The sequence below is a fragment of the Veillonella parvula genome (genome assembly GCF_018378075.1).
Classification (GTDB): domain Bacteria; phylum Bacillota; class Negativicutes; order Veillonellales; family Veillonellaceae; genus Veillonella; species Veillonella parvula_K.
Map to the genome: position 1 here is coordinate 89,058 of NZ_JAGZYE010000004.1, position 22,327 is coordinate 111,384.

Consider the following 22,327-nt stretch of genomic DNA (forward strand, 5'->3'; position numbering starts at 1 on the left):
TTAGGGTCTTTGTCGCAAGATTTCAAAGCCTCACAAAAAACTTATCATCCATTAAGTACTTTCTTTTGTATTTCTACTTTCACCCGTACCGTTGTGGTATTGCTATTAACTCCATTCGGTAATACTAAATTATAGTTACCCTGTACAGTTTCAGTAGCACCCGATACATCGATAGGTTCCGTTTGTATTTCTGTAACGGAATCAATCATTTCTTCACGACCTGTAACTGTTAGTTGCGTTGGTGTAGCAGACGTGGATTTAACTTCATAACCTTCTGCTACTGTACCAACAGTCGGAACAGTAATAGGAACCGCCTTTTCTTTACGTAATAAGTTGAGTTCGTATTGTGCTTGGCCTTGGTTTGGATTAATATGTACATCCAGTACATTACCTACCGTATCCCAAGCTTCTAAAGTACTAACAGCGCTAAAATTCTTCGTTTGACCAGCCACATTGACTTTCATCACAACCTTGCTCACTGCATTAACTTGTTGCTTACGACCAGAAACAGTTACCTCTTTCGGCACAATCGTTACCGATTTCAAAGCAATATCATCAGAGAACTTGCCGATTGGAACTATTTCAACAGGAATCGTTTTCTCTGCATATTCATCAACATTGATGATGATGTTATCTGGTTTAACCTCCACAAGATTCATCCCTGCCGGAGGCGTAAAATTAATAGTTACATTATTTTGACCTGGTTTTACACCAGATGCATCAATATAAGCCCGTAAATTATCTGATTTCATAGACATAATGGTATCACGTGGACCAGCCAGAACAACACGGACCACATCTGGTGCATCTTCTATGATATAGCCAGAATTGAGATTTTGAACCTGAACAGGTATTGTATAGGTTACTTCCATCACAGGGTTCTGATCGCGCATAATAAAGAACCACATGACGATAGCCGCTAGCAAGGATAATAATTTAGCAGGCCAATTGCGTTTCAAATGAATCATCATTTATTTGCCCTCCATTTCCACATACTAGTAATGGTTTGACGAGGGCGTTCCATAAAGGTGCGCAATGCCTCTTTAATTTGATCCTCTGGTAAATGGCGATAAATATGACCGCCATATGTATAAGAAATGGTCCCTGTTTCCTCACTGACAACGACTACAACAGCGTCAGTTTGCTCAGACAAGCCAATAGCTGCACGGTGACGTGTACCTAGTTCAGTACTCAATGTGCGGTCCTCAGTCAACGGCAACAAGCAGCCCGCTGCACGGATTCGCCCATCACGAATAATCAAGGCCCCATCATGAAGCGGTGTACTAGGAACAAAGATATTTTTAATCAACTCGCGACTCAATACAGCATCGATAAGAATACCAGTATCTACAAAGTCATTAAGACCTACTTCACGTTCAAAAACGATAAGTGCCCCAGTATGTTCACGAGACATAACGCGAGCCGCAGCCATCACTTCATTAATGGCCATATCCATTTCTTCTTCGTTTACATTTTGTGCCTTGCTGAAGATTCGTCCACGCCCCAATTGTTCTAGAGCACGACGCAATTCTGGTTGGAATACAACGGGTAACGCAAAGAGAAGAACGGTCATACTTTGTTGCAAAATCCAGTTGATAACGTATAGATTTAACAGATGACTTAATAAATTTAAAATTGCCAACATAACGAGACCTTTTAAAAGAGAAACGGCCCGTGTATCTTTAAGCAATTTATATAAATAGTAAATACCAATAGCAACGATTATGATATCAACGATATCAAGAAGCCTAAAGGTATGTATAAGTGCGTCAATATGCATAAAAATAGCTCCTTATACAAAATAATAAGGTACAATCAATTCTTTGACTGTACCTTATATTTTAACTCATTTTGAGAGTACTGTAAATTTATAAACAAACGCTGAATGAGATTTTTATTAGATGTTTTGTGTTTCAATCCAAACATCCATTTGGCCCCCACAAACCATGCCTTCTTTAACAGCTACGTCATCATCGAGATGAACATCGATACGACGGTGAGCTTCTTTTTTATTCAAAGAGTCCACCGCACTTAGGCGGATTTCATTTTCCGCACGTCCGCCGCCGATAGTACCAAAAATAGATCCATCAGGAAATACAACCATAGATGTACCAGCTTTACGAGGTGTGGATCCACAGGTATATAAAATAGTGGCTACTGCTAAGGTTTCGTTTTTACGTTCACTAAGGTATTCAATAAACTCACGATTCATGGATCACTCTACCTTTCCGCAATGAGCCGCCTTTTTTTCCACGCACCACTGCCAAATATTCACTAACGATAGATAATGCAATTTCCTCAGGCGTTTGAGCTCCTAAATCTAGCCCAATAGGCGCATATACCATATCTAACTCATCTTGAGTCCATCCCTGCTCACGCAACACTTCAAAGGCGTGATGGATGCGTTTTTGGCTACCCATAACGCCCATATAGGTAGGCAAGTACCCTCGTAATTGTTCTAAGCATATATTATCGTACTCATGAGCACGTGTCACAATGATAAAACCAGTATATTCATCAAGAGGTAAATCGTTCTTGAAGTTTTCTAAAGGTAAGCATTTACGTATGACACGTTCATCAAAGAATTCAGGAACCACATATTCTGGACGGTCATCTACGACTGTAACACGACAGCCAATAAACAATAGCAAATCAGTAATAGCTCGGCTAACATGACCTGCACCTAATACGAGAACTGACGGATCATTTTCTACAGGTTGTACGAAACACTCCATTTCGCCTACCATGCAGAGAGAATTTAGCTTTGCTTTATCTACAGTAAATCCTTCAATAGGAGTTCCGTATAGAACACTTCCATCTTCAGCATAAATAGTCTTATCCCCTTGGCGAGGACCGGATAGAACTGTAACCATCACGGTAGTTTCAGTAACCTGTAGACGATTTTTCATCACATCATAAATTGTTTCCATCTAGATTCCTTTCATAATCCCAAGCAGTAACAGCCTCTAAAACGCCACCACCAACAGCTAGAGATTTATCTGAAATACTATAACAATGAGACTCTTCACAACGAGCATCCACATCAGCCAACTTAAAATGATCTGATACGATGAGCCCACTTTTTAAAATTCCTCGTAGAATGCCTGTAATTTTAGCTCGGACTGGTTCTTCATCGACATAACCAATCACCTCATTGGCTTGTACAGAATCGCCAATATGCCGTTTTGCTGTAAATAGTCCAGCCTTTGGAGAATGGATAACGCGCTCATGAGTGTAGCCACCTACATTTCCAGGGATACCTGTATTAGGTTGAGCCGGCCCATCATAGATACAGCGACCTAATGAATGACCACGCATCGTTTCAATGACCACATCTACATCTTCTCCAGCAGTAAATCCAGGGCCAACACCTATAACGAGCTCTGCATCACCTCGTTTTGTTCCAAGATTCTTTTTACTCAAAATAGCATCGACTACAATCTCTGGTTTTAAAGTGTCCAATAATTCCTCATATGAGCTAGTGACAACGGGAATGATTTCCTGTGCCAATGTATCCTTCACTTCACCAATAGACACATGACGAGCAACAAAACGTTCCAAAATCATTTCTCCACGATGAACCGCATTACCGTAACATACTTCGCGCCGAATCATGGTAGGAATCGCTATTTCACTAATTACAACGGGATAGCCCGCCCGTCTCAATCTATATACAGCGCCGGAAGCGATGTCTCCGCCTCCACGCATGAGTACCAATGGTTTCATAATGCCTCACTTTCACGATGTTTCAAACGCTCAAAATCATCGGGTGTATCGATATCGTCGCCAATATCATCACTAATCCATAATTTCACGACATGGGCTTTACCATCACCATGAATAATGGTCTTACCCCCTTGATCCCCTTGAATCTGCTGTAAATAATCAAACCAATGAGAACCAAAGAGAACGGGATTTCCCGAGTGATAATTTGCCCCATAATGTGGAACGACGATAATTTTCGGATGAAAGTTTTCATTAAACGCACGAATGACCTCGTGTACAACAGCACTCGTCAAAAGTGGTTGATCTCCTACTGAACAGAGAATACCGTCTAGCGGTATGGATGACGTATTCATCAAATGACGTACTCCCAACGCTATGGATACTCCTTGCCCTAGTTCAGGATGGTCATTTCGAATGGCTTCAAAACCATAGCTTGTGACAATAGGTTCTAGTTTCTCATGATCATCACCAGTAACTGCCACAAAAGGTAGCTTACACGATACAGTAGAAGCTACCTGTCCACCCCATCCACCTTGAAGAGCCCCACAGACCGCATCTAGAACAGTCTTGCCACGCCAGGGTAAGAGCTGCTTATTACATCCCATACGCTTGGATTGCCCTCCCACAAGGAGGACAATGCCAATATGCAAAGGATGATGGTCTATGGGGTCTCTCATGGGACTAAAAGCGGTGTTACAATTTGCTTTCACATTAGTCATGAGTACCTACCGACATTGAATAATGCGACGGATTTCACAACTTGCTTTGTATCCATCAGCCAAAATGATAGCCGAAATATCGCTATCAACAATATGATCAATAAAATCATCGATAATGCGATGTTGCACTGTTTCATAACCAGTACAGAATAGTATTTTCTTACCTTTACTGTATTGGAATAAACCTTGCCTATGCAAAACAAGATCAGCCAACATACGAGGAGTTACAATAGCCCCCATATCGCGTTTTACAATATCTTGAACCAGCTCGATATTATGTACGTGTTCATCATCTAACGGGGCCCCTAGCATTTGTAGATTCACGAGGCCAATCGTAGTCTTTGTAAGAGATGGAATGACAGGTTCGGTCGTCTTAGGTGCCTTGAGCCATTTTTCCTTCGCCCCATCTGCTTCTACAACAATTTGCCAATTGGGATGTAACTTGGATAAACCATCGATAAGATCACAATCTAAGGAGTCTACTTTTGTTCCTGTAATTCCAGCGAACCACGCACCACAATAGCCATGTAAAAGTCGGTCAGTACAATACTCATCAGCTTCATTAATATTATGAGTATAAATCGGTTCATAATGAGCCACCTGAGACTCATAAAGTCGAGTCGTAGTCGTAACTACGATGGGCTGACCTTTCAGCCGTCCATATTCTACTAGTTTTGAAAGCACAGTCGTTTTACCGCCTGCCCCAACAAGGGCAACGATTCCCGGCTGAATCAATCGATTCCAATAGGATGTTTGTGATGTCATAGAACCAGGCCTCCTTAGAAAGTAAAAAGAACTAGAAATCTCTATACTTTATATTTCTCGTCCATAGCCATAAATACCTTCTCAGGTGTCATAGGTAATGTACGAATATCCGCACCAACTGCATTTTTAATGGCATGTTGAATAGCAGGGCACCCCGTATTGATGACAACCTCACCAATAGATTTTGCTCCGAAACCACCTGTAGGCTCGTAAGATTCTACAAAGTCTGTATGTAATTCACCAATATCCTGACGGGTTGGGATTTTATAAGTCATAAGATTGTTTGTTTCCAAACGACCATTGTTGGAATAGCGTACATCTTCATATAAAGCCATGCCGATAGCTTGTACCACACCACCCTCAACTTGAACGCGAGCCAATTTAGGGTTGATAACCGTACCACAATCAACACAAGAATAGAAATGAAGAGGAATAACCTTACCTGTTTGTTTATCTACCTTCACCTCAGCAATAGATGCCATAAATGGAGGTGGGGACGTATGACTGCCCCATGTAGCAAAACCAGACAATTGCTCCGCATTAACACCAACTAATAATTTTGGTGCCAATTGATGGATATCCATTGTTTTAGCACCATCTTTTGTGGTAGCTACAACGCCGTCAAAGTCAACGTTTTCAACGTCGGTTTCAAAGAATTGAGCGAATTTAGCAATAATCTTAGTGCGCAATTCTTCTGCTGCCATCTTAGCAGCAGTACCTGTTACATAGGTTGTACTAGATGCGTAGGACCCTGGATCGAATGGTACGATATCTGTATCTGATTCAATAACAGTCATATATTCCATAGGACAGCCGATTACTTCACAGGCCATTTGAGTCAATACGGTATTAGACCCCATGCCCATATCAGAAGACCCAGTATACAATGTATAATTACCATCGTCACCAAGGCGAATTTCAACAGACGCCACATCGATATTTGCGACACCAGAGCCTTGTAATGCTAAAGCCATGCCAAGTCCACCGCGATAGCGCTCATCGATATCCCAAGAATGAGGGCGTTCATCCCAACGAGCCATTTCTTTTACGCGATTTACGGTATCTTGGAAAAGACCAGAATCAAGATATTCATCTGGAGCATATACTAAGCTTTGTTCACCTTCCGCTATTAAGTTCTTCTGACGTAATTCAGCTGGATCAATCCCCATCTTATCAGCTAACTGGTTTACTGCACATTCTAATGGCCACAATGCTTCTGTTGCACCATATCCACGGAAAGCACCACCAGGAGTTTGGTTAGTATACACACCCTCTGTACCATAATGAACAGCAGTCGCTTTGTTGTACAACGGTACAGATTTATGTTCACCAGCCGTTGTAGTAGTGAAGCAATGAGTTGCATGTGCACCAGCGGCTGTGATGGAGTCCATATCAATAACTTTAATAATACCATCTTTTGTAGCACCTACGCGGATTTTCCATTCACGAGCATGACGTGTAGTGGAGCAAGTTTGTGCTTCTGTACGATCGTATAAGAGATAACAAGGTTTTTTCAATGTCCACGCTACAAAGGCCGTCATAATTTCTGTACAAGCCGTTTGTTTAGAGCCGAAACCGCCGCCGATACGAGGTTTAATAACACGGACTTTTGTAGCCGGAATACCGAGTGCACGAGCGATGTGACGGCGTACATGGAATACGATTTGCGTAGAGGATACGATAACTACACGACCAAGCGCATCTATATATCCAAAGCTTTGGAATGGTTCCATCGCTGTTTGGCGTGTGGCCTGGTCAAAGTATGTACCTTCTGCCACGTAATCACATTTAGCAAGTTCTGCCTCCACATCTCCTACCCGTTTGTGATAGGATACGCAAATATTGCGTTTGTAATCTTGTCCTACAGGGATATTATTGTGAATATCATCTTCAGGATGTACTATAGTTTCATGGTCGATAGCAGTATGCATATCAAGTACAGGTTTCTGTACTTCGTATTCAACCTTGATAAGCGGCATTGCTTTGAGCGCTGTAGCTTCATCTTTTGCTACGATGAGAGCTACTTCGTCTCCAACATAGCGAACTACAGGGTCCAAAATAAGCGCATCATAAGCGGATGGCTCTGGATATGTTTGACCTGCTAATGTGAATCGCGTATTAGGCACATCTTCATAAGTAAAAATAGCTTCTACGCCAGGAATCAATTTGGCTTTAGATGTATCAATAGATTTGATGCGCGCCTGAGCATGAGGACTACGAAGAGCCTTAATAACGAGCGCATCTTTGGGAACAAAATCGCCAGTATAAGACGGTTTACCAGACAAAATACCTTTGGAGTCAACTTTGTCATAGGACTTACCAATATGCTTGTTCATCATTATAGGCCTCCTTCTAAGAATTTACGAACTCCTCGAAGTTGTGATTCATAACCAGTACAGCGACATAAGTTACCTATGAGGTATTCGCGAATCTCATCATCGCTAGCCTTTGGATTTTTGCGTTTCAAATTGATAGCACTCATCATCATGCCAGTTGTACAAAAACCACACTGATCTGCGCCCTCACTTGCGATACAAGCCGCTAATAATTCAGCTTCCTCTTGTAAGCCTTCTAATGTAGTAATTTTATGGCCTGGCGCACGAAATGTAGGGTATGCACAGGACAAAATAATTTCGTCATCCACCCATACAGTGCAAAGGCCACAGTTTGTGGTGTCACAGCCACAGCGGACACTGTAATAGCCAAGATTACGCAATGTATCTAGCAACATCTCATCAGTTGGCACATTAACAGTTACATTTTTGTTATTAATATTAAGTACGAGTTCCATTATTGTGCCACCTCCTTAGCTAAGCGTTGAACCATTGCTTTTACCATTTCCATGCGATATTCTTTGGACGCATGAGAGTTAGATTGATACACTAGTTCTTCAGATGCCAATTGACCTGCTTCTTTTGCGGCAGATAATCCTTTTTCTGAAAGCAAGGCACTTGCTTTAACAGCTAATTGAGGTACACCAGGTCTTGTACCGATATACAATTCAACCCCTTTTTCATCATGGCGAAGAGCACCTGTCAATAACGGGAAATCACCACGAGAAATGCGAAGGGCTTCAACAGCTACAGGTACATCTACTTTAGGGATGCGAATCTCCATGAGAATATCACGTTCTCTATATGCCATATAATCTTGCATGGACATACGACCGCCTTTGAAGGTAACGATGTCTGCATGCACTGCCAATAGCGCAGGGATGATATCAGAGAAGCCAAACTTACTTGCTACAGAACCGCCCATGGTAGCAGTATTTCTAAATTGAACGCCAAGAATCTCCTTAACGCCTTTAACTACGGCACCGCCGCAGAATTGTTGTAAAGGCTCAAAGCGTTCCACATCTCCTTGTGTCGCCATAGCGCCAATTACAAACTCCTTATCTTCTTCACGAACATAACGCAAATCAAGACTCGCCATATCAATCACTGATGGCCAAGTTCGTCGTCCTAGACGCAGCCAACAGCCGCCTGCTACCATAGGAGCAGTTTTGTTCTTTGTGGCTAATTCATAAGCCTCTTCCACCGTCTTCGGTTGTAATACTTTCATAAATGCTAACATAATCTGTCCTCTCAATGGTATACTAATACTAACAGAATTACGGTGCTAACTATAAAAATACAGTTCTCACCAAACTACAAACTTAACAAAAAACTATAGAATCTCGTGCATTTCTTATACTTTTATTTTACCAATTATTTACCACTAAATCTACGATGAAAGATATAAATTTACAGGAAATTTGCAAAGAATTACATATTTATGAATTTGGAATTGCCTCATGGCCACTACCTGAACAGGCCAAAACTATTTTATTTGAAAGCAACCCCTGCCCCTTCACTACGGCAGATGTGGAGGCAAGACTACTAGGAACGACTCAGTTTATACCAAAAAGTGCCATCGTTTGTCTATTCCCGTACCATGTACAACACAAAGGCCATGCCAATCTATCGCGCTATACATGGTCAACAGATTATCACCTGGTCATTAATGAATATTTAGAACGTCTTATTGAAAGATTACAAATAATTGATGACTCGGCTCAGTTCTCCATTCATTGCGACACCTCTCCTTTAGCAGATCGGTATATGGCCTACTTAGCAGGCCTTGGCTTTTACGGAAAGAACAACTGTTTTATCAGCCCTAAATGGGGTTCTTATGTCGTTATTGGTACGATTTTAACAACACTAGAACTCAAACCAAATGCCCCTCTTGAGCAGTCCTGTATAGGATGCAATCGTTGTATTACAGCATGCTTAGGCCAATGTTTGGGCCATGACGAATTTAAATTCGCGACTTGTAAAAGCTACTTAACTCAGAAAAAAGGAGAACTTACCGATGAAGAGGAACAGATTCTCGCTAAAACACCACTCGTATTTGGTTGTGATGTGTGCCAAGAGGTGTGTCCTCACAACAAAGATATTCCAACTACGCCCATCCCAGAATTCCAACAGATAGAACCGTATATCAATATAGACGAACTAGAAACACTAACGAACAAAGAATTCAAAGCAAAATACGGTCATCGAGCCTTCTCGTGGCGAGGTAAAAAAATACTAATGAGAAATCAAGAGATTATAGATAGAAAAAGTAAACTATAATATTCAATAAGGCATAATAATTAACAAATACGCTTATAATAATTATTATTAAACAAACTAACAAAAATTTGATAAAGCATTAGCAACATAATCTACAAATCGTTAGAATCAAAAAGAGACGGCCCAGATGAACTATACCTTCAAAATTGTGTCCAATTTTTGGGGTACAGTTCAAGAAGTTGTCTCTTTTAGTAGTTATTTAATTTCGTAATAGTTCAACTCATCCAAACTCTTACCAAGAGCAGGAATATATAATTCAATAAACATATCTACCTCAGGCATATTTAGAGTTTTCAACTTGGCTAAGATAGAGTCATGTGCCTCTTTAAACTCATCATTTCCTGCCTTGAGCTCTTTGACGCATTTCATATAGGCTGAAATTGTATCGGCAGCCTTAACGATAGGCCATTCTGGACTAGCCTCTGCATCAACAAGTATAGGCTTATAAACAGATTGTAACCGGTCTGGCAAGGTTGATAGCATTTTTTCTTGCGCCAAAGTTTCAACCTCACCATACAGTTCACGCAACTTTGGATCAAAATACTTGATTGGTGTTGGCATATCTCCTGTAAAGATTTCACTTACCTCATGATACATGGCTATGACAGCTACCTTATTAATATCTACATTTCCTCCGAAGTATTCATTTTTTATAGCTCCCAAATTGTGGGCTACCATAGCCACTTCAAGGCTATGTTCTTGAATATTTTCTATTTCCGTATTTCGCATGAGGCTCCATCGATTGATAAAGCGCATGCGTTTTAAGAATGCAAAAAATGAACTCATATGTCCCCCATTACACAATAGGTCCTTAAATGACCCCACGGAGTTTAAAGCCATAATCAAGGAATTGTACCGCTTCGTCCCAACGATTATCATCATTAAGCATAACTACAATCATAGTATGGCCCTTACGTGTGGCAGACGCAATCAAACATTCTCCTGCTGCATTTGTAAAACCTGTTTTCAAACCATTTGCGCCAGGATATTTGTTGCGAATGAAGTGGTTTGTAGTACGAATTGTTTCTGGTGCACGGTTTTGGTACGGCACCTTGTAGTAATCATTGGCAACCTTGTCACGGAATATTTGGTATTTCATACCGTACGCGGCAATCATCGCTAAATCACGAGCCGTAGAATGGTGACCCTTTTGTGTTAATCCATGAGGATTCAAGAACACACTATTCTTTGCCCCCGCTTTTGCAGCAATGCGAGTCATATCTTTAGCAAATTTATCCACAGAACCACTTACATTTTCGGCTACTACAACGGCCGCATCATTACCACTAGCAACCATCATACCTTCAAGAATACCTTCCAATGTAATCTGATCGCCTACGCGAACCCCAAGGTTTGATTCTTCCATGCTCGTTGCATAGCTACTTATAGTAGCTAATTCATCAAGCTGTGTGCCCTTTAATTCTAAGGCAGTTAACAAGGTGACCATTTTTGTAGTACTAGCTGGATGCATCCACTTATCTGGGTTCTTTGCAAATAAAATTTCTTTTGTATCTGCATCAATTAGGACTACGGCCTCACCAACAGTAGAAGGAGGTGCAATGTATGCAGCTTGAGCAACACTAGCACCTATAAATATGATTCCTATAAAAGTTATGGCCAATACCAATTTCTTATAAAACATATGAATATTCGTCGTTAAAAGTGTCATCACTCTCGTTCTACCTTCCAGTATCTTAACTTTCAAGACTATCATCTATTGCTACATTTGTAGTAGTTGCTTTTTTCTTTGTCCCTTTAATTTCACCAGTCGATATATCTACATTTTGGATATATACCACACGTTGAGGATATGGAATATCAATACCGTATTTATCAAAGGCATCTTTCACATCAGACATGATACTGTACTGGACATCTAGGAAGTCTTTAGACTTAACACGGGCATAAGCAGCGATGCGTACAGAATTATCTCCAAATTCAGAGATACCAATTTCCATATTCTTGGGATTGAGGACACGTTTATCAGCAGCAAAAATTTTTTTTAAGATTTTTATTGCTTCATGATGATCATTATTATAGCCAATATCAAACACAAATGGGATAACCCTTTCAGTTGTATAGGCTATATTAGTTACAGCTTGAGATGTAAGGAGGGAATTGGGTATATATACGTTTCTTTGATCTTTAGTAGTGATAACTGTATACATAAATTGAATTGATTTAACACTGCCGACTACATCACCTACCTGAATAACGTGACCCGCTCTAAAAGGCTTGAAGATAAGAATTAATAAACCAGATGCTAAATTAGAAAGGTTATTCTGTAAGGAGAGACTAATACCTAAACCAAAAGCACCAAAAGCAGCTATAAAAGATGTTGTAGGAACACCAATTTGGTTTAAGCAAATCAATACTAACCCTACTAGCAAGGCGTAATTAATAATTTGAGTAATAAAGCTCATCGCTGCTGAGTCATAGGAAGCTTTTGTCATAATGCGAACAGCAAAAGCTTTTACCCATTTAATAGCATATCGCCCTATCCAAAATAAAATTAACGCTAATAAGATATTTCCAGCTTGTGCAAAGAACCAGTCCCTCATTTGAATTAATATATTAGCGTCTTTAAAAAGAAATTCAGAAACAGCACTTAAGAAATTAGCCATAATAACCATCCATAATATAAATCTATACAATAACAAATATACGTCTCAACATAATGTCAATATAATAACAGTAAACATATATGCTATAATTTTACATATGCATTCGCAATACGATAATAAAGATATTATATCGTTATATTCCATATATAACAATCATAAAACTAGGGAGACTTACATGTTCAAAAATCTATACGAAGCACCCCAAGAACTCGCTACTGGAGGCTATGTAACTAGAGAGTTACACTCCGTCACGGTACACTTTGACGATATCCACTATTCTCTTTCGAGCGGACAATTAAATGGTGGCTATCACCATACGCTAGCGGTACGCAACCAACAGCTAACATATCAAATCGAAACAGAAAAAGATTTACCCGGTGGCTCTGTAGCCGATTATTTGGCTCAAGAATTTGAACACATCGATACACCTGTTCATTTTAGTACAGCACTTCTCACGTCTGCCACAATGCATCTACATGCCTATGCCAAAGTCGAAGAACATGATACTATTGTGGAAACTATCGTGACTGCAGGCTATGAAAAAACGGCACATCGCGCAGGTACAGGCTATTGTTACGAAGAGCGTGATGGAGACTTCATAGTGCCAGGCACAATTAATATTCTCGTATTTACAAATAAAGCTTTAACAGATAGCGCTATGGTAAAAGCTATTATGACGATTACCGAGGCAAAAACCGCAGCCCTACAAGATTGGAATGTTGAAAGCGTACGACTCCATCCGTTTATTAATGAAGACATTCCTGACGCAATTACGAAAGAACGCAAAACATCTGCCACAGGTACCTCTACAGATGGTATCATTCTCACCATCGATACAAATGGAGATATCTTAACAGATGCTGGTTCCTTCTCACTATTTGGAGACACCTTAGCCAAGGCTGTCTATGTAGGCGTACAAAGAGCACTAGAAAATGCTATTGGCGCTGAATAGACCTATCATGTGATATCCAAAAACATCTAGAATGATACCCCAAAAAATTATCATTCAACTCCCAATCATATACGAAAAATATAATACAAATGGAAAACCGCACATCCTAGGCGATCGGAATGTGCGGTTTATTGCATATAAAACTGTTAAATACAGTATAATTCTTGAAAATGAATATCAAATTAAAATTTGAGATATTTTCTCAAATTTTTCAAATTAATTATTAGATTCAAAGAATTATTATGTTTCATATGTTCCATGAGTATTATGTGCCTTTAATATTCATGGAAAAATTGTTGTAACTTTTTAAGATTTTTAGTTTTTGTAAGCCCTAGCATCAATAGAATACGAGCTTTTTGTGGACTTAAAGTATCACATACGAGATAGTTTGCCAGTGCATCTTGTGGCACTGCAGATACCATGCCACTACCAGTACGAGAAGCACGTACCGTTGGAAACTTTGTATTCTGTGTGATTTGACGTACATTTTGTGGGATTGTACCATGACCAAGCCCTGTTAAGATCAAACCGTCAGGATTTGTAGCAACTACACTCATAGGCACCATATCATCCATACCACCGTAGCAAGTCATTATAACTATACGAGGCAACTCAGCCAATTTACTTACATCAAATACAGAGTCTTGCGTATGGCGTCGAGTAGACGTTTTATAATAGTGGGCAACACCATCTTGTACAATACCAAGATGCCCCACTAATGGACTATCAAAAGTCGCTACATTAGTAGTGTTACATTTAGATACATCCCTTGCCCCATCAATATAGCCATTTAATACGACTACCACACCTTTACCTACAGACGATGGTGTTCTCGCTACTTGGATTGCTTGCAATAAATTAATTGGCCCGTCTGCACTAATAGCACCAGCAGGTCTCATAGATCCAGTAATAACAATTGGCTTGTCTGTATGAACTGTCAGATTCAGAAAATATGCTGTCTCCTCCATGCTATCTGTACCGTGAGTAATGACAACACCACCGATATCATCTCGATTAACCAATTTTTGCACCAACTTAGAAAGTTCTAACCAGTGATTTACGGTAATATCGGAGCTTTCAATATTACTAAACTGAGTATAAGTATAAGGACCATACGGTTTTGTGCCAGGTACAGAGGCTAAGATTTCGTCAAGGCCTAACACCCCTGCCGTATAGCCTGTTAAATCCGTATTTGAAGTACCTTTTCCAGCAATAGTTCCTCCAGTACCAATCAAAGCGATTTTTGTCTCCATATTGCCTCCACTATAAATCAAGATTTTCACCCTATCAATTAAAGGTTTGGGTCAAATGACGGCATCAACTCTAATTTATGCTTATTAATTCGATTCAGATGGTCGATTCGCTCTTTTGTTGCTTGATCTTCAATTTCCCCAGTCCTAATATAACGATCCAATACAGCATAAGTAAATCCTAGTTTATCCTCATCGGACTGACCACTGAGCCCATCACTTGGTACCTTATCGACTAGATTCAATGGAATATCAAGGAGCTTGCCTATTTGTCGAACCTCTTCTACTACGAGTTGTGCGAGAGGGCTAAAATCACCTGCACTATCTCCAAATTTTGTAGAGTATCCTACATAATCTTCAGACCCATTACAAGTATTTGCTACACGAGCACCATTTGGCAAATTTTGTCCTACTGCATAGAGAGTTGCCATTCGGAGACGAGGCGGCGTATTAATGGCAGCATCTTTAGATAAATCGGTTCTCCCCGTTACAGCATCATACCCCTTAGCCTGAACGATAGCATGAGTTAGCGCCTCATAGGCAGCACCAATATTGACCGTCATGTGCGGAATTCCTAAATGATTTACCACTGCCTGAGCATCATCAATATCCGATTGCACTCCATTTGGCATAAGAACACCAACTACGCGATCTGCACCGAGAGCTTCTTTGCAAAGAGCTGCCACGATAGTCGAGTCCTTACCACCTGAAATACCAACTACAGCACTACAGTTAGGACCATTGTTACCAAAATAATCTCGAATCCATTGAATGAGGGCATCCTTTGTAGCTTGTGGATTTTCTAACATAGGCCCTCCTACTTTTTCCGATAAATACGGTTCAATAAATCCATCTTCAATTGATAGTAGCTAGGACTCATATCAAGGTAGTGACGATGTGGATTTTCAAAGCGTTGCTCTTCAGGCCAAATTTCATTCGCTAATTGATCTTGCACATATGCTCGAATTTCCTCTAGGGTTGGTAAGTCCACAACTAATTTACCATCCTTGATAATAAGCTGCTTCATCTCTTTAAAAGTACAATTTTCAAAATATAATTCACGCCAAGGTTGCTCAGGATCGATATAACGATATGGTTCCTCTGTATCAGGTACCTCTCTCAACAATGTTAATAAATCTGCAATCGCACGACCTTTATCATTATAAACACGATATACCTTTTTAAGACCTGGATTAGTAATTTTTTCTACACTTTCAGAAATCTTGATACGCGGTTCCCACATACCATCTTTCTCGATGCTAGCAATCTTATATACCGCACCAAATACGGGGTCACTCTTAGAGGTAATGAGGCGCTCCCCTACACCAAAGATATCAATAGGCCCCCCTTGTATTAGCAAAGATGTAATTGTATACTCATCTAAACTATTAGATGCCATGATTTTACAATCCTCTAAACCTGCATCATCTAGCATGCGCCGTGCTTTTTTAGCCAAATACGCAAGGTCACCAGAATCTAGGCGAATTCCTTTTAAGCGTTTCCCCATTGGCTCCAATACATCCTTTGCTACCTTAATAGCATTGGGCACGCCAGAGTTTAACACATCATAAGTATCAACGAGGAATACTGCATTATCTGGATACACTTCGGCATAGGCTTTGAAAGCATCGTATTCAGAACCATAGTACATAACCCAGCTATGTGCCATGGTCCCGCTGACAGGAATGCCAAATTGTTGCCCTGCTAAAACGGTTGCAGTGGACTGAACACCACCAATGTAAGCGGCTCTTGCGCCATATATAGCAGCGTCTACATTATGTGCACGACGAGCACCAAAGTCAGCCACAATACGCCCATCCGCAGCGCGAACGATGCGATTAGCTTTTGTGGCGATAAGAGATTGATGGTTCATCATAGTAAGCACTGCAGTTTCTATGATTTGTGCATCTATGAGAGGCGCCACAATTGTAATTACGGGTTCATTAGGATAGATGATAGAACCTTCTGGGAAGGCATATACATCACCGGTGAAAGAGAAATCTTTTAGATATTCTAAAAATTCTTCACTAAAAATACCCTGACTCCGTAAATAAGAGATATCACTTTCATCAAAGTGTAAATTTAAAATGTACTCAACGATTTGTTCAAGACCACCAAAAATAGCAAAACCGCCCTTGTCTGGATTACGTCTAAAGAAAACATCAAATGCGACGCGATCCACATTTTTTAATTTTGTAAAGTAGCCATGTGCCATAGTCATCTCATAAAAATCCATAAGCATGCTAATATTGCGGCTTTCATGTTGCATTAGTTCACCAACCTTCTAAGATCTATAGAAATTTAGTTAATTGTTATTCGTTATTCGTATACCCTCATTATACAATATTATTCCTATATAGCTAGCACCTAGCATAAGCTATCCTAATAATCTTTATTGTGATATAACTATATATATACAATAATAATTTATATAGTTCGTATGTATGAAAGGACCTAGTCTAGACTATAAAACAAGCGACCATTACGCTATAATATTTTATTTTATATTGTTTTAAAAGCTTTCAATAATACATACATGTCTATTTTACATGAGAATGAAAGGTACCATTATGGAAACAATCGTTCAAGCAAAACGCGTATTAGAAATTTTTAAAGAAATGAGCCAAATCCCTCGTGAGTCCGGCAATGAAAAAGGCATCAGCGATTACATCGTGAACTTTGCTAAAAATTTAGGTCTTGAAGTTCATCAAGACGAAATCTTTAATGTAGTTATCAAAAAAGCTGCATCTCCAGGTTATGAAAACCGTCCATCCATCATTTTACAAGGTCATATTGATATGGTTTGTGTTAAAGACCATGACTCTAACCACGACTTCTCTAAAGATCCAATTGCCAATATCATCGAAGGCGAATGGATGCACGCAGACCATACAACATTAGGTGCCGATAATGGCATGGGTGCTGCTATGATGCTTGCTCTCCTTGAAGATGAAAGCCAACAACATGGACCAATGCAATTATTATTCACTACCAACGAAGAAACTGGTATGGATGGTGCCTTTGCCATTAAAGAAGGTCAAGTAACTGGTGACTACTTACTCAACCTAGATACAGAAGTAGAACATGACTTCACCGTTAGCTGTGCTGGCGGCTGCCACGTACATGTAAAAATTCCATTGTTACGCGAAAACAATTTACCAGGCTATGATGCGGGCTTATCCATTACAGTAACCGGCCTTAAAGGGGGGCACTCCGGCATCGAAATCAACGAGCAACGAGCTAATGCAAACCAAGTACTAACCCGTGTACTCTATGATATTCAACAACAATATCCTATTAGCTTAGCGTCTTTCGAAGGTGGCGTTAAACATAATGCAATCCCGTCTAAGGCAGTAGCTGTACTATCCGTACGCTCTGAAGATGTGGCAGCCATTAAAACATTGCTCGCATACCAAGAAAAACAATACCAACACGAATATAGCGTACAGGATCCAGGCCTTACATTTGTAGTTGAAGATGTTCCTACTCCTGAAATAGTATATGCAGAAGACACAACAGAAGCACTTATTACATATATCTATCTTGCACAAGATGGGGTTCATTCTGTAAGTAAGTCTATCCCAAACCTTGTAGAAACATCTAATAATATTGCTATCGTACGTGAAAATCAACATATTATTGAAATACTCATTTCTATTCGTAGTTCCAATAGCAATAGTCTTGAATTCTTAACGAAAAAAATGATGCTTCTTGCAAAAGCACTTGGCGTAGCTGCAGAGCGTACAGGTGGATATCCAGCATGGGAATACGACAAAGGCTCAAAATTGGAAGAACAAGCGATTTCCTTGCATAACGAAATGTTCGATACACCAGCTAATGTAAATGCTATTCACGCAGGTCTCGAATGTGGTTTGTTAAAAGGCGTATTGCCAAATACACAAATGATTAGCTTTGGGCCTACTATCGTAAGTCCTCATACACCATCAGAACGCGTTCATTTACCTTCTGTTGAAAATGTATATGTGTACCTCAAAGCATTATTAGCAAAATTACAATAAAATAAATAATTACTATATTTTTGATGTATAATTTGTTATACTATAAGCAAATAACACATCAAGTTACGAGACCCATGTAATAGTGACTCTCCAACCCTCCTACAAGTAATTCAGCCATCTCTCCAACTGAATTATCTTGTAGGAGGGATTTTTTTCATAAAAATTTTTCAACTACATAAATAAATATTTATTCATACAGGAGTATTCTTTCATATATGAACAACATGGAATGCATCGTTTTATTTATAAATAATTATGAATATCAACTACATGTGCCAGTATACTCATATATAGTATATAATCTATAAATTTCAAAAAAGGCTGTTAAACTCTGACTCATTCACTAGTCTCCATATACCCCATAGAGTATTTTCTGTGTTATCCTATAGGTGTATACTGTGTTTATATTACGCAGGAGGTATATATGATTCCAATAGTTATCATATCCGGATTTCTAGGTTCTGGAAAAACAACATTCTTACAACATATACTAAAAGAACATACATCGAAAGATAAAATTCTTATTATAGAAAACGATTTTGGTGAAACTAGCCTCGATGCTGCTAATCTTGCAAAAACAGGGGCCACAGTCCGTGAAGTAACATCTGGCTGTATTTGCTGTAGCTTACAAGGAAATTTCCAACAAGCACTACTTGATATTCTGCAAAATTACAAAATCGATATAATCTACATCGAGCCATCAGGTGTCAGCAAACTCAGTGAAATCATCCATACTTGTAACGACGAGGACATTGCAAAATCTGCTTACATTCACGCATCAATAACGACTGTCGATGCTATGCAAGCACCAATGTTTATCAAAAATTTTGGTCTTTTCTTCAAGGATCAAATCACTCATAGTGATGCAATTTTTTTGAGCCATACAGAAGATATTCAACAGACAAGCATTACAAAACGTATGATTCGCGACCTCGCGCCACATACACCAATTCATGAAGAAGCATGGGATACCATTGGTTTGCGTGATTACATCAAGCGCCTGTATCATTGTCATGATGATCACTGCTTACACGATGAACATTTATTTATGAGTCATACCTTTAAGGATTTGCGCACCCTTAGTCTTGCACAATGGAAAACCATTTTAGAAGGCATGCCTGATACGGTGCTTCGTGCCAAAGGGATTGTACCAACCACGGAAGGTCCTCACGAACTCCAATACGGCACTCATTACTGTTCGCTTTCACCTAGTGAAACTAATGACTATAGTTTAGTCGTTATCGGCACAGATTTTAATGTACCAATGGTACATAACGAAGTGTGTCAATCATGATACCAGTTTATATCGTTACAGGGTTTATTGGATCCGGTAAAAGCACGTTCATAAACGAACAATTACAATACCGTAAAAAGCTAGGCGGTACCGCAATAATCAGCGCCGAAGAAGGCAGTGAACCTCTCATCAAAGAGCCCTTACAACTCAATGCGGATGAACTCAGTGCCATTGTTCCTAGCGATATCAAGTCTTACGAATTGATAGCCTGTAAAATCGGGGATTATTTAAAACGACTACAGCCAAAAGAGCTATGGATTGAGTGGAATGGCATGGTAAGCTTTCATCAACTAGAAGCCTTACTATATAGCGATATATTAAGCCACCTAGTACAAGTAGAAAAGGTATTGTATATTTGTACCGATCAATTTGTTTCAACCATACTCCCTGGTTTAGGTAATGATGTAATGAGTCAATTATACAGCGCAGATTGTATCATAACAGAGTCCGATACACATCACACTTTATTGCGCACCTACAACGGAGAGGCTAAAATTATAACAGCTCCTACACCAGAAAAAGTAGAACAACTGTGCCGGAATTCCACATGGGGACTCATTCCTAATCTATTAGTTATTGGTATTACAACCTATATACTGTTGGTCACAGCTTTTCGCCATGACATCCCCTATTCCATTCACCAATGCTTCGCCATAATCACGGGCCTAATCATCGAGGCCATTCCATTCCTTTTATTAGGCACGGTAGGCTCGACGATTATTCGCTATTTCGTGCCACAACGAGTGCTACTAAAACTGTTAGGTGATCATTCTTTGAAAAGCTATGGAGCTGCTATGGTCAGTGGCTTTGCCTTGCCAATTTGTGACTGTGCCATCATTCCCTTATTCAAGGCACTAATAGATCGAGGCATCCCTTTATCAGTAGCTCTTTTATTTATGCTCGCTAGCCCGATTATCAACCCTATCACCATTCTTTCTACATGGTATGCGTTTCCTGACAATCCTATGCTCTCCGTATGGCGTATCGTTTTAGGATTAGGTGTTGCCTTGTTAGTAGCTCTATCGTTCCGATTCTGGCCTCCAGCCACATCTATTTTGAAAGCAAGAACACCACAGAATCTTAGCTACGAAGAAATCGTTTTAGAAACAACTAAAACTAAACATATCGATAAAAAAAGATTGTTAGTCCATATGGAACAAGAGTTTTCTCAACTCTTATTCTATTTTTCCATGGCGGCAACTGTACTATCTATAGTTCAAGTATATGGCAAGCCTTGGCTTCTCAACGCAGGATTAACCTTGCCAGAATTTACAGCCATTCCAATTTTGCTGATGTTAGCATTCTTCTTTTCAATCTGCTCTACATCAGATGCCATCATCGGTAAATCCTTGAGCACCTTATTTCCTATTAGCTCCGTAATGGGCTTTCTCATCTTAGGTCCGATGCTAGATATCAAAAACGTATATATATTAAAGCAATATATGCCTACCTCATTTATCATACGATTAAGCATAACGATTGCCGTTATGTCCTATATAGCAGCATTAGTATTTAAATTCTTTCTTAGCTAATTTATAAATTTTTATAATCATTATCTCAGTTCTTAATTAATTAAAAGGAGATGATTTCATGACATTAGGACTGAAAGATCGCTTTTCTATCGTGAAAGGTCTATTGTATCTCATCTTAGGTATCTGTTGTATTTACCTCATTGTGACAGGTCGTTATTTGAACTATATTGCACCGCGTTATGAACTTTTACTAGGTATTAGTGGCGTTGCCCTTATTTTAGGTGGTCTAGCGACGATTATTTGGGCACCGTCAAAATACTACAAGCATAACTGGAAATCTATCGTTCCGATTATTATTCCTATTATGTTGCTCATCGTTCCTCCCGTTCTTGTACCATCAACAGGCGTTCATGGTGCCGCTCGTGTAAACGATGATACTAACAATTTTGACTTTACAAACGATGCTATTGGAGAGGTTGTCACTGTTAACAGTGAAAGCAAAGAGCCAGGAATTTCCAAGGACAAAAAAGAAATCGTTTTGAACTCAGACAATTTCTATCAAACCATTGTAAAAGTTGGATCTAATGCTGATCAATATAAAGACTACACAGTTTATATGACAGGCTATGTGAACCGCGAAGATAATACATTAAAATCTAACGAATTTACTATTTCTCGTATGGCTATGGCTTGTTGTATTGCTGACGTTGCCCCTATTGGCATGACAGCCTATAAAACAGATGGTGATAGCTTACAAAATGAACAATGGGTATCGATTGAAGGAAAGGTTTCTACCCGAGACTTCCACGGTCGTAAACAACCATATGTAGAGATTACAAAAATCAAATCTGCAGAACCTATTTTAGGCTATGTATACCCTTAAGAATTACATA

General features: G+C 39.5%; 22 protein-coding genes. 6 read left to right on the forward strand and 16 right to left on the reverse strand.

The window, feature by feature from the left end; genetic code table 11:
- Positions 1–44: 44 nt before the first annotated feature.
- The 10 genes from KH286_RS05205 to KH286_RS05250 form a co-directional block, all read right to left on the reverse strand.
- Positions 45–971, reverse strand: coding sequence for a CdaR family protein (locus KH286_RS05205; RefSeq protein WP_278617716.1), 927 nt, complete (start codon positions 969–971; stop codon positions 45–47).
- Positions 968–1,780, reverse strand: coding sequence for a diadenylate cyclase CdaA (gene cdaA / locus KH286_RS05210; protein WP_004697909.1), 813 nt, complete (start codon positions 1,778–1,780; stop codon positions 968–970). The genes KH286_RS05205 and cdaA overlap by 4 nt, the downstream gene beginning before the upstream one ends.
- A gap of 117 nt (positions 1,781–1,897) precedes the next feature.
- Entirely contained in the window at positions 1,898–2,212 is a 315-nt protein-coding gene (locus KH286_RS05215) for an XdhC family protein (RefSeq protein WP_004693881.1), read from the reverse strand.
- Positions 2,202–2,930, reverse strand: coding sequence for an XdhC family protein (locus KH286_RS05220; RefSeq protein ID WP_004693883.1), 729 nt, complete (start codon positions 2,928–2,930; stop codon positions 2,202–2,204). The genes KH286_RS05215 and KH286_RS05220 overlap by 11 nt, the downstream gene beginning before the upstream one ends.
- On the reverse strand, positions 2,914–3,726 hold the full coding sequence (gene yqeB / locus KH286_RS05225) for a selenium-dependent molybdenum cofactor biosynthesis protein YqeB (protein WP_004693885.1): 813 nt from the start codon (positions 3,724–3,726) through the stop codon (positions 2,914–2,916). Before yqeB ends, KH286_RS05220 begins: the two co-directional genes overlap by 17 nt.
- Entirely contained in the window at positions 3,723–4,445 is a 723-nt protein-coding gene (locus KH286_RS05230) for a nucleotidyltransferase family protein (RefSeq protein ID WP_278617717.1), read from the reverse strand. The genes yqeB and KH286_RS05230 overlap by 4 nt, the downstream gene beginning before the upstream one ends.
- A 6-nt stretch (positions 4,446–4,451) precedes the next feature.
- Complete coding sequence (gene yqeC, locus KH286_RS05235; RefSeq protein ID WP_060919406.1) at positions 4,452–5,210, reverse strand: selenium cofactor biosynthesis protein YqeC; 759 nt, start codon at positions 5,208–5,210, stop codon at positions 4,452–4,454.
- 41 nt (positions 5,211–5,251) lie between these two features.
- Positions 5,252–7,549, reverse strand: a complete 2,298-nt coding sequence (locus tag KH286_RS05240) for a xanthine dehydrogenase family protein molybdopterin-binding subunit (RefSeq protein ID WP_060919405.1) — start codon at positions 7,547–7,549, stop codon at positions 5,252–5,254.
- On the reverse strand, positions 7,549–8,001 hold the full coding sequence (locus tag KH286_RS05245) for a (2Fe-2S)-binding protein (protein ID WP_004693892.1): 453 nt from the start codon (positions 7,999–8,001) through the stop codon (positions 7,549–7,551). Before KH286_RS05245 ends, KH286_RS05240 begins: the two co-directional genes overlap by 1 nt.
- Positions 8,001–8,783 (reverse strand): FAD binding domain-containing protein, encoded by a 783-nt coding sequence (locus KH286_RS05250; protein WP_278617718.1) that lies wholly within the window; start codon positions 8,781–8,783, stop codon positions 8,001–8,003. Before KH286_RS05250 ends, KH286_RS05245 begins: the two co-directional genes overlap by 1 nt.
- Before the next feature lie 155 nt (positions 8,784–8,938).
- Here KH286_RS05250 and KH286_RS05255 point away from each other — a divergent pair, with 155 nt between their 5' ends.
- A complete protein-coding gene (locus tag KH286_RS05255) occupies positions 8,939–9,823 on the forward strand; it encodes an epoxyqueuosine reductase (protein ID WP_105086936.1) in 885 nt (294 codons plus the stop codon).
- A 195-nt stretch (positions 9,824–10,018) separates the two neighbouring features.
- Here KH286_RS05255 and yfbR read toward each other — a convergent pair whose 3' ends face one another.
- The 3 genes from yfbR to KH286_RS05270 are packed head-to-tail and all read right to left on the reverse strand — an operon-like array spanning position 10,019 to position 12,447.
- On the reverse strand, positions 10,019–10,609 hold the full coding sequence (gene yfbR, locus KH286_RS05260) for a 5'-deoxynucleotidase (protein ID WP_039965374.1): 591 nt from the start codon (positions 10,607–10,609) through the stop codon (positions 10,019–10,021).
- A 25-nt stretch (positions 10,610–10,634) separates the two neighbouring features.
- The gene (locus KH286_RS05265) at positions 10,635–11,492 is read right to left on the reverse strand and encodes a D-alanyl-D-alanine carboxypeptidase family protein (RefSeq protein WP_105086934.1); all 858 of its coding nucleotides are present in this window, start codon (positions 11,490–11,492) and stop codon (positions 10,635–10,637) included.
- Positions 11,493–11,517: 25 nt separating this feature from the next.
- A complete protein-coding gene (locus tag KH286_RS05270) occupies positions 11,518–12,447 on the reverse strand; it encodes a mechanosensitive ion channel family protein (RefSeq protein ID WP_278617719.1) in 930 nt (309 codons plus the stop codon).
- A gap of 175 nt (positions 12,448–12,622) precedes the next feature.
- Here KH286_RS05270 and KH286_RS05275 point away from each other — a divergent pair, with 175 nt between their 5' ends.
- Positions 12,623–13,399: an adenosylcobinamide amidohydrolase gene (locus tag KH286_RS05275; protein WP_021147708.1), complete on the forward strand. Its 777-nt coding sequence runs from the start codon at positions 12,623–12,625 to the stop codon at positions 13,397–13,399.
- Between the two features lie 275 nt (positions 13,400–13,674).
- Here the strand turns inward: KH286_RS05275 and KH286_RS05280 are convergent, their stop codons facing one another.
- From KH286_RS05280 to KH286_RS05290, 3 genes are read right to left on the reverse strand one after another with little or no spacing between them, the layout of a single operon-like run.
- On the reverse strand, positions 13,675–14,652 hold the full coding sequence (locus KH286_RS05280; protein ID WP_227065548.1) for an asparaginase: 978 nt from the start codon (positions 14,650–14,652) through the stop codon (positions 13,675–13,677).
- 38 nt (positions 14,653–14,690) lie between these two features.
- Positions 14,691–15,458, reverse strand: coding sequence for an NAD(+) synthase (gene nadE, locus KH286_RS05285; protein ID WP_278617720.1), 768 nt, complete (start codon positions 15,456–15,458; stop codon positions 14,691–14,693).
- An 8-nt stretch (positions 15,459–15,466) separates the two neighbouring features.
- Positions 15,467–16,918 carry a nicotinate phosphoribosyltransferase gene (locus KH286_RS05290; RefSeq protein WP_278617721.1) on the reverse strand — a complete coding sequence of 484 codons (1,452 nt, stop codon included), beginning with the start codon at positions 16,916–16,918 and terminating at the stop codon, positions 15,467–15,469.
- 301 nt (positions 16,919–17,219) lie between these two features.
- On the opposite strand from KH286_RS05290, the gene KH286_RS05295 reads away from it, so the two are divergent.
- The 4 genes from KH286_RS05295 (at position 17,220) to KH286_RS05310 (ending at position 22,317) form a co-directional block, all read left to right on the forward strand.
- A complete protein-coding gene (locus KH286_RS05295) occupies positions 17,220–18,668 on the forward strand; it encodes an aminoacyl-histidine dipeptidase (RefSeq protein WP_278617722.1) in 1,449 nt (482 codons plus the stop codon).
- 424 nt (positions 18,669–19,092) lie between these two features.
- A complete protein-coding gene (locus tag KH286_RS05300; protein WP_278617723.1) occupies positions 19,093–19,962 on the forward strand; it encodes a CobW family GTP-binding protein in 870 nt (289 codons plus the stop codon).
- The gene (locus tag KH286_RS05305) at positions 19,959–21,494 is read left to right on the forward strand and encodes a permease (protein WP_278617724.1); all 1,536 of its coding nucleotides are present in this window, start codon (positions 19,959–19,961) and stop codon (positions 21,492–21,494) included. The genes KH286_RS05300 and KH286_RS05305 overlap by 4 nt, the downstream gene beginning before the upstream one ends.
- A 58-nt stretch (positions 21,495–21,552) precedes the next feature.
- Positions 21,553–22,317, forward strand: coding sequence for a TIGR03943 family putative permease subunit (locus KH286_RS05310; RefSeq protein WP_008602964.1), 765 nt, complete (start codon positions 21,553–21,555; stop codon positions 22,315–22,317).
- Positions 22,318–22,327 lie beyond the last annotated feature (10 nt).

Bases quoted from the DNA above. Each gene is read 5' to 3' on its own strand.
- KH286_RS05205 (WP_278617716.1), bottom strand. From the start codon at position 971: ATGATGATTCATTTGAAACGCAATTGGCCTGCTAAATTATTATCCTTG.
- cdaA (WP_004697909.1), bottom strand. From the start codon at position 1,780: ATGCATATTGACGCACTTATACATACCTTTAGGCTTCTTGATATCGTT.
- KH286_RS05215 (WP_004693881.1), bottom strand. From the start codon at position 2,212: ATGAATCGTGAGTTTATTGAATACCTTAGTGAACGTAAAAACGAAACC.
- KH286_RS05220 (WP_004693883.1), bottom strand. From the start codon at position 2,930: ATGGAAACAATTTATGATGTGATGAAAAATCGTCTACAGGTTACTGAA.
- yqeB (WP_004693885.1), bottom strand. From the start codon at position 3,726: ATGAAACCATTGGTACTCATGCGTGGAGGCGGAGACATCGCTTCCGGC.
- KH286_RS05230 (WP_278617717.1), bottom strand. From the start codon at position 4,445: ATGACTAATGTGAAAGCAAATTGTAACACCGCTTTTAGTCCCATGAGA.
- yqeC (WP_060919406.1), bottom strand. From the start codon at position 5,210: ATGACATCACAAACATCCTATTGGAATCGATTGATTCAGCCGGGAATC.
- KH286_RS05240 (WP_060919405.1), bottom strand. From the start codon at position 7,549: ATGATGAACAAGCATATTGGTAAGTCCTATGACAAAGTTGACTCCAAA.
- KH286_RS05245 (WP_004693892.1), bottom strand. From the start codon at position 8,001: ATGGAACTCGTACTTAATATTAATAACAAAAATGTAACTGTTAATGTG.
- KH286_RS05250 (WP_278617718.1), bottom strand. From the start codon at position 8,783: ATGTTAGCATTTATGAAAGTATTACAACCGAAGACGGTGGAAGAGGCT.
- KH286_RS05255 (WP_105086936.1), top strand. From the start codon at position 8,939: ATGAAAGATATAAATTTACAGGAAATTTGCAAAGAATTACATATTTAT.
- yfbR (WP_039965374.1), bottom strand. From the start codon at position 10,609: ATGAGTTCATTTTTTGCATTCTTAAAACGCATGCGCTTTATCAATCGA.
- KH286_RS05265 (WP_105086934.1), bottom strand. From the start codon at position 11,492: ATGACACTTTTAACGACGAATATTCATATGTTTTATAAGAAATTGGTA.
- KH286_RS05270 (WP_278617719.1), bottom strand. From the start codon at position 12,447: ATGGCTAATTTCTTAAGTGCTGTTTCTGAATTTCTTTTTAAAGACGCT.
- KH286_RS05275 (WP_021147708.1), top strand. From the start codon at position 12,623: ATGTTCAAAAATCTATACGAAGCACCCCAAGAACTCGCTACTGGAGGC.
- KH286_RS05280 (WP_227065548.1), bottom strand. From the start codon at position 14,652: ATGGAGACAAAAATCGCTTTGATTGGTACTGGAGGAACTATTGCTGGA.
- nadE (WP_278617720.1), bottom strand. From the start codon at position 15,458: ATGTTAGAAAATCCACAAGCTACAAAGGATGCCCTCATTCAATGGATT.
- KH286_RS05290 (WP_278617721.1), bottom strand. From the start codon at position 16,918: ATGCAACATGAAAGCCGCAATATTAGCATGCTTATGGATTTTTATGAG.
- KH286_RS05295 (WP_278617722.1), top strand. From the start codon at position 17,220: ATGGAAACAATCGTTCAAGCAAAACGCGTATTAGAAATTTTTAAAGAA.
- KH286_RS05300 (WP_278617723.1), top strand. From the start codon at position 19,093: ATGATTCCAATAGTTATCATATCCGGATTTCTAGGTTCTGGAAAAACA.
- KH286_RS05305 (WP_278617724.1), top strand. From the start codon at position 19,959: ATGATACCAGTTTATATCGTTACAGGGTTTATTGGATCCGGTAAAAGC.
- KH286_RS05310 (WP_008602964.1), top strand. From the start codon at position 21,553: ATGACATTAGGACTGAAAGATCGCTTTTCTATCGTGAAAGGTCTATTG.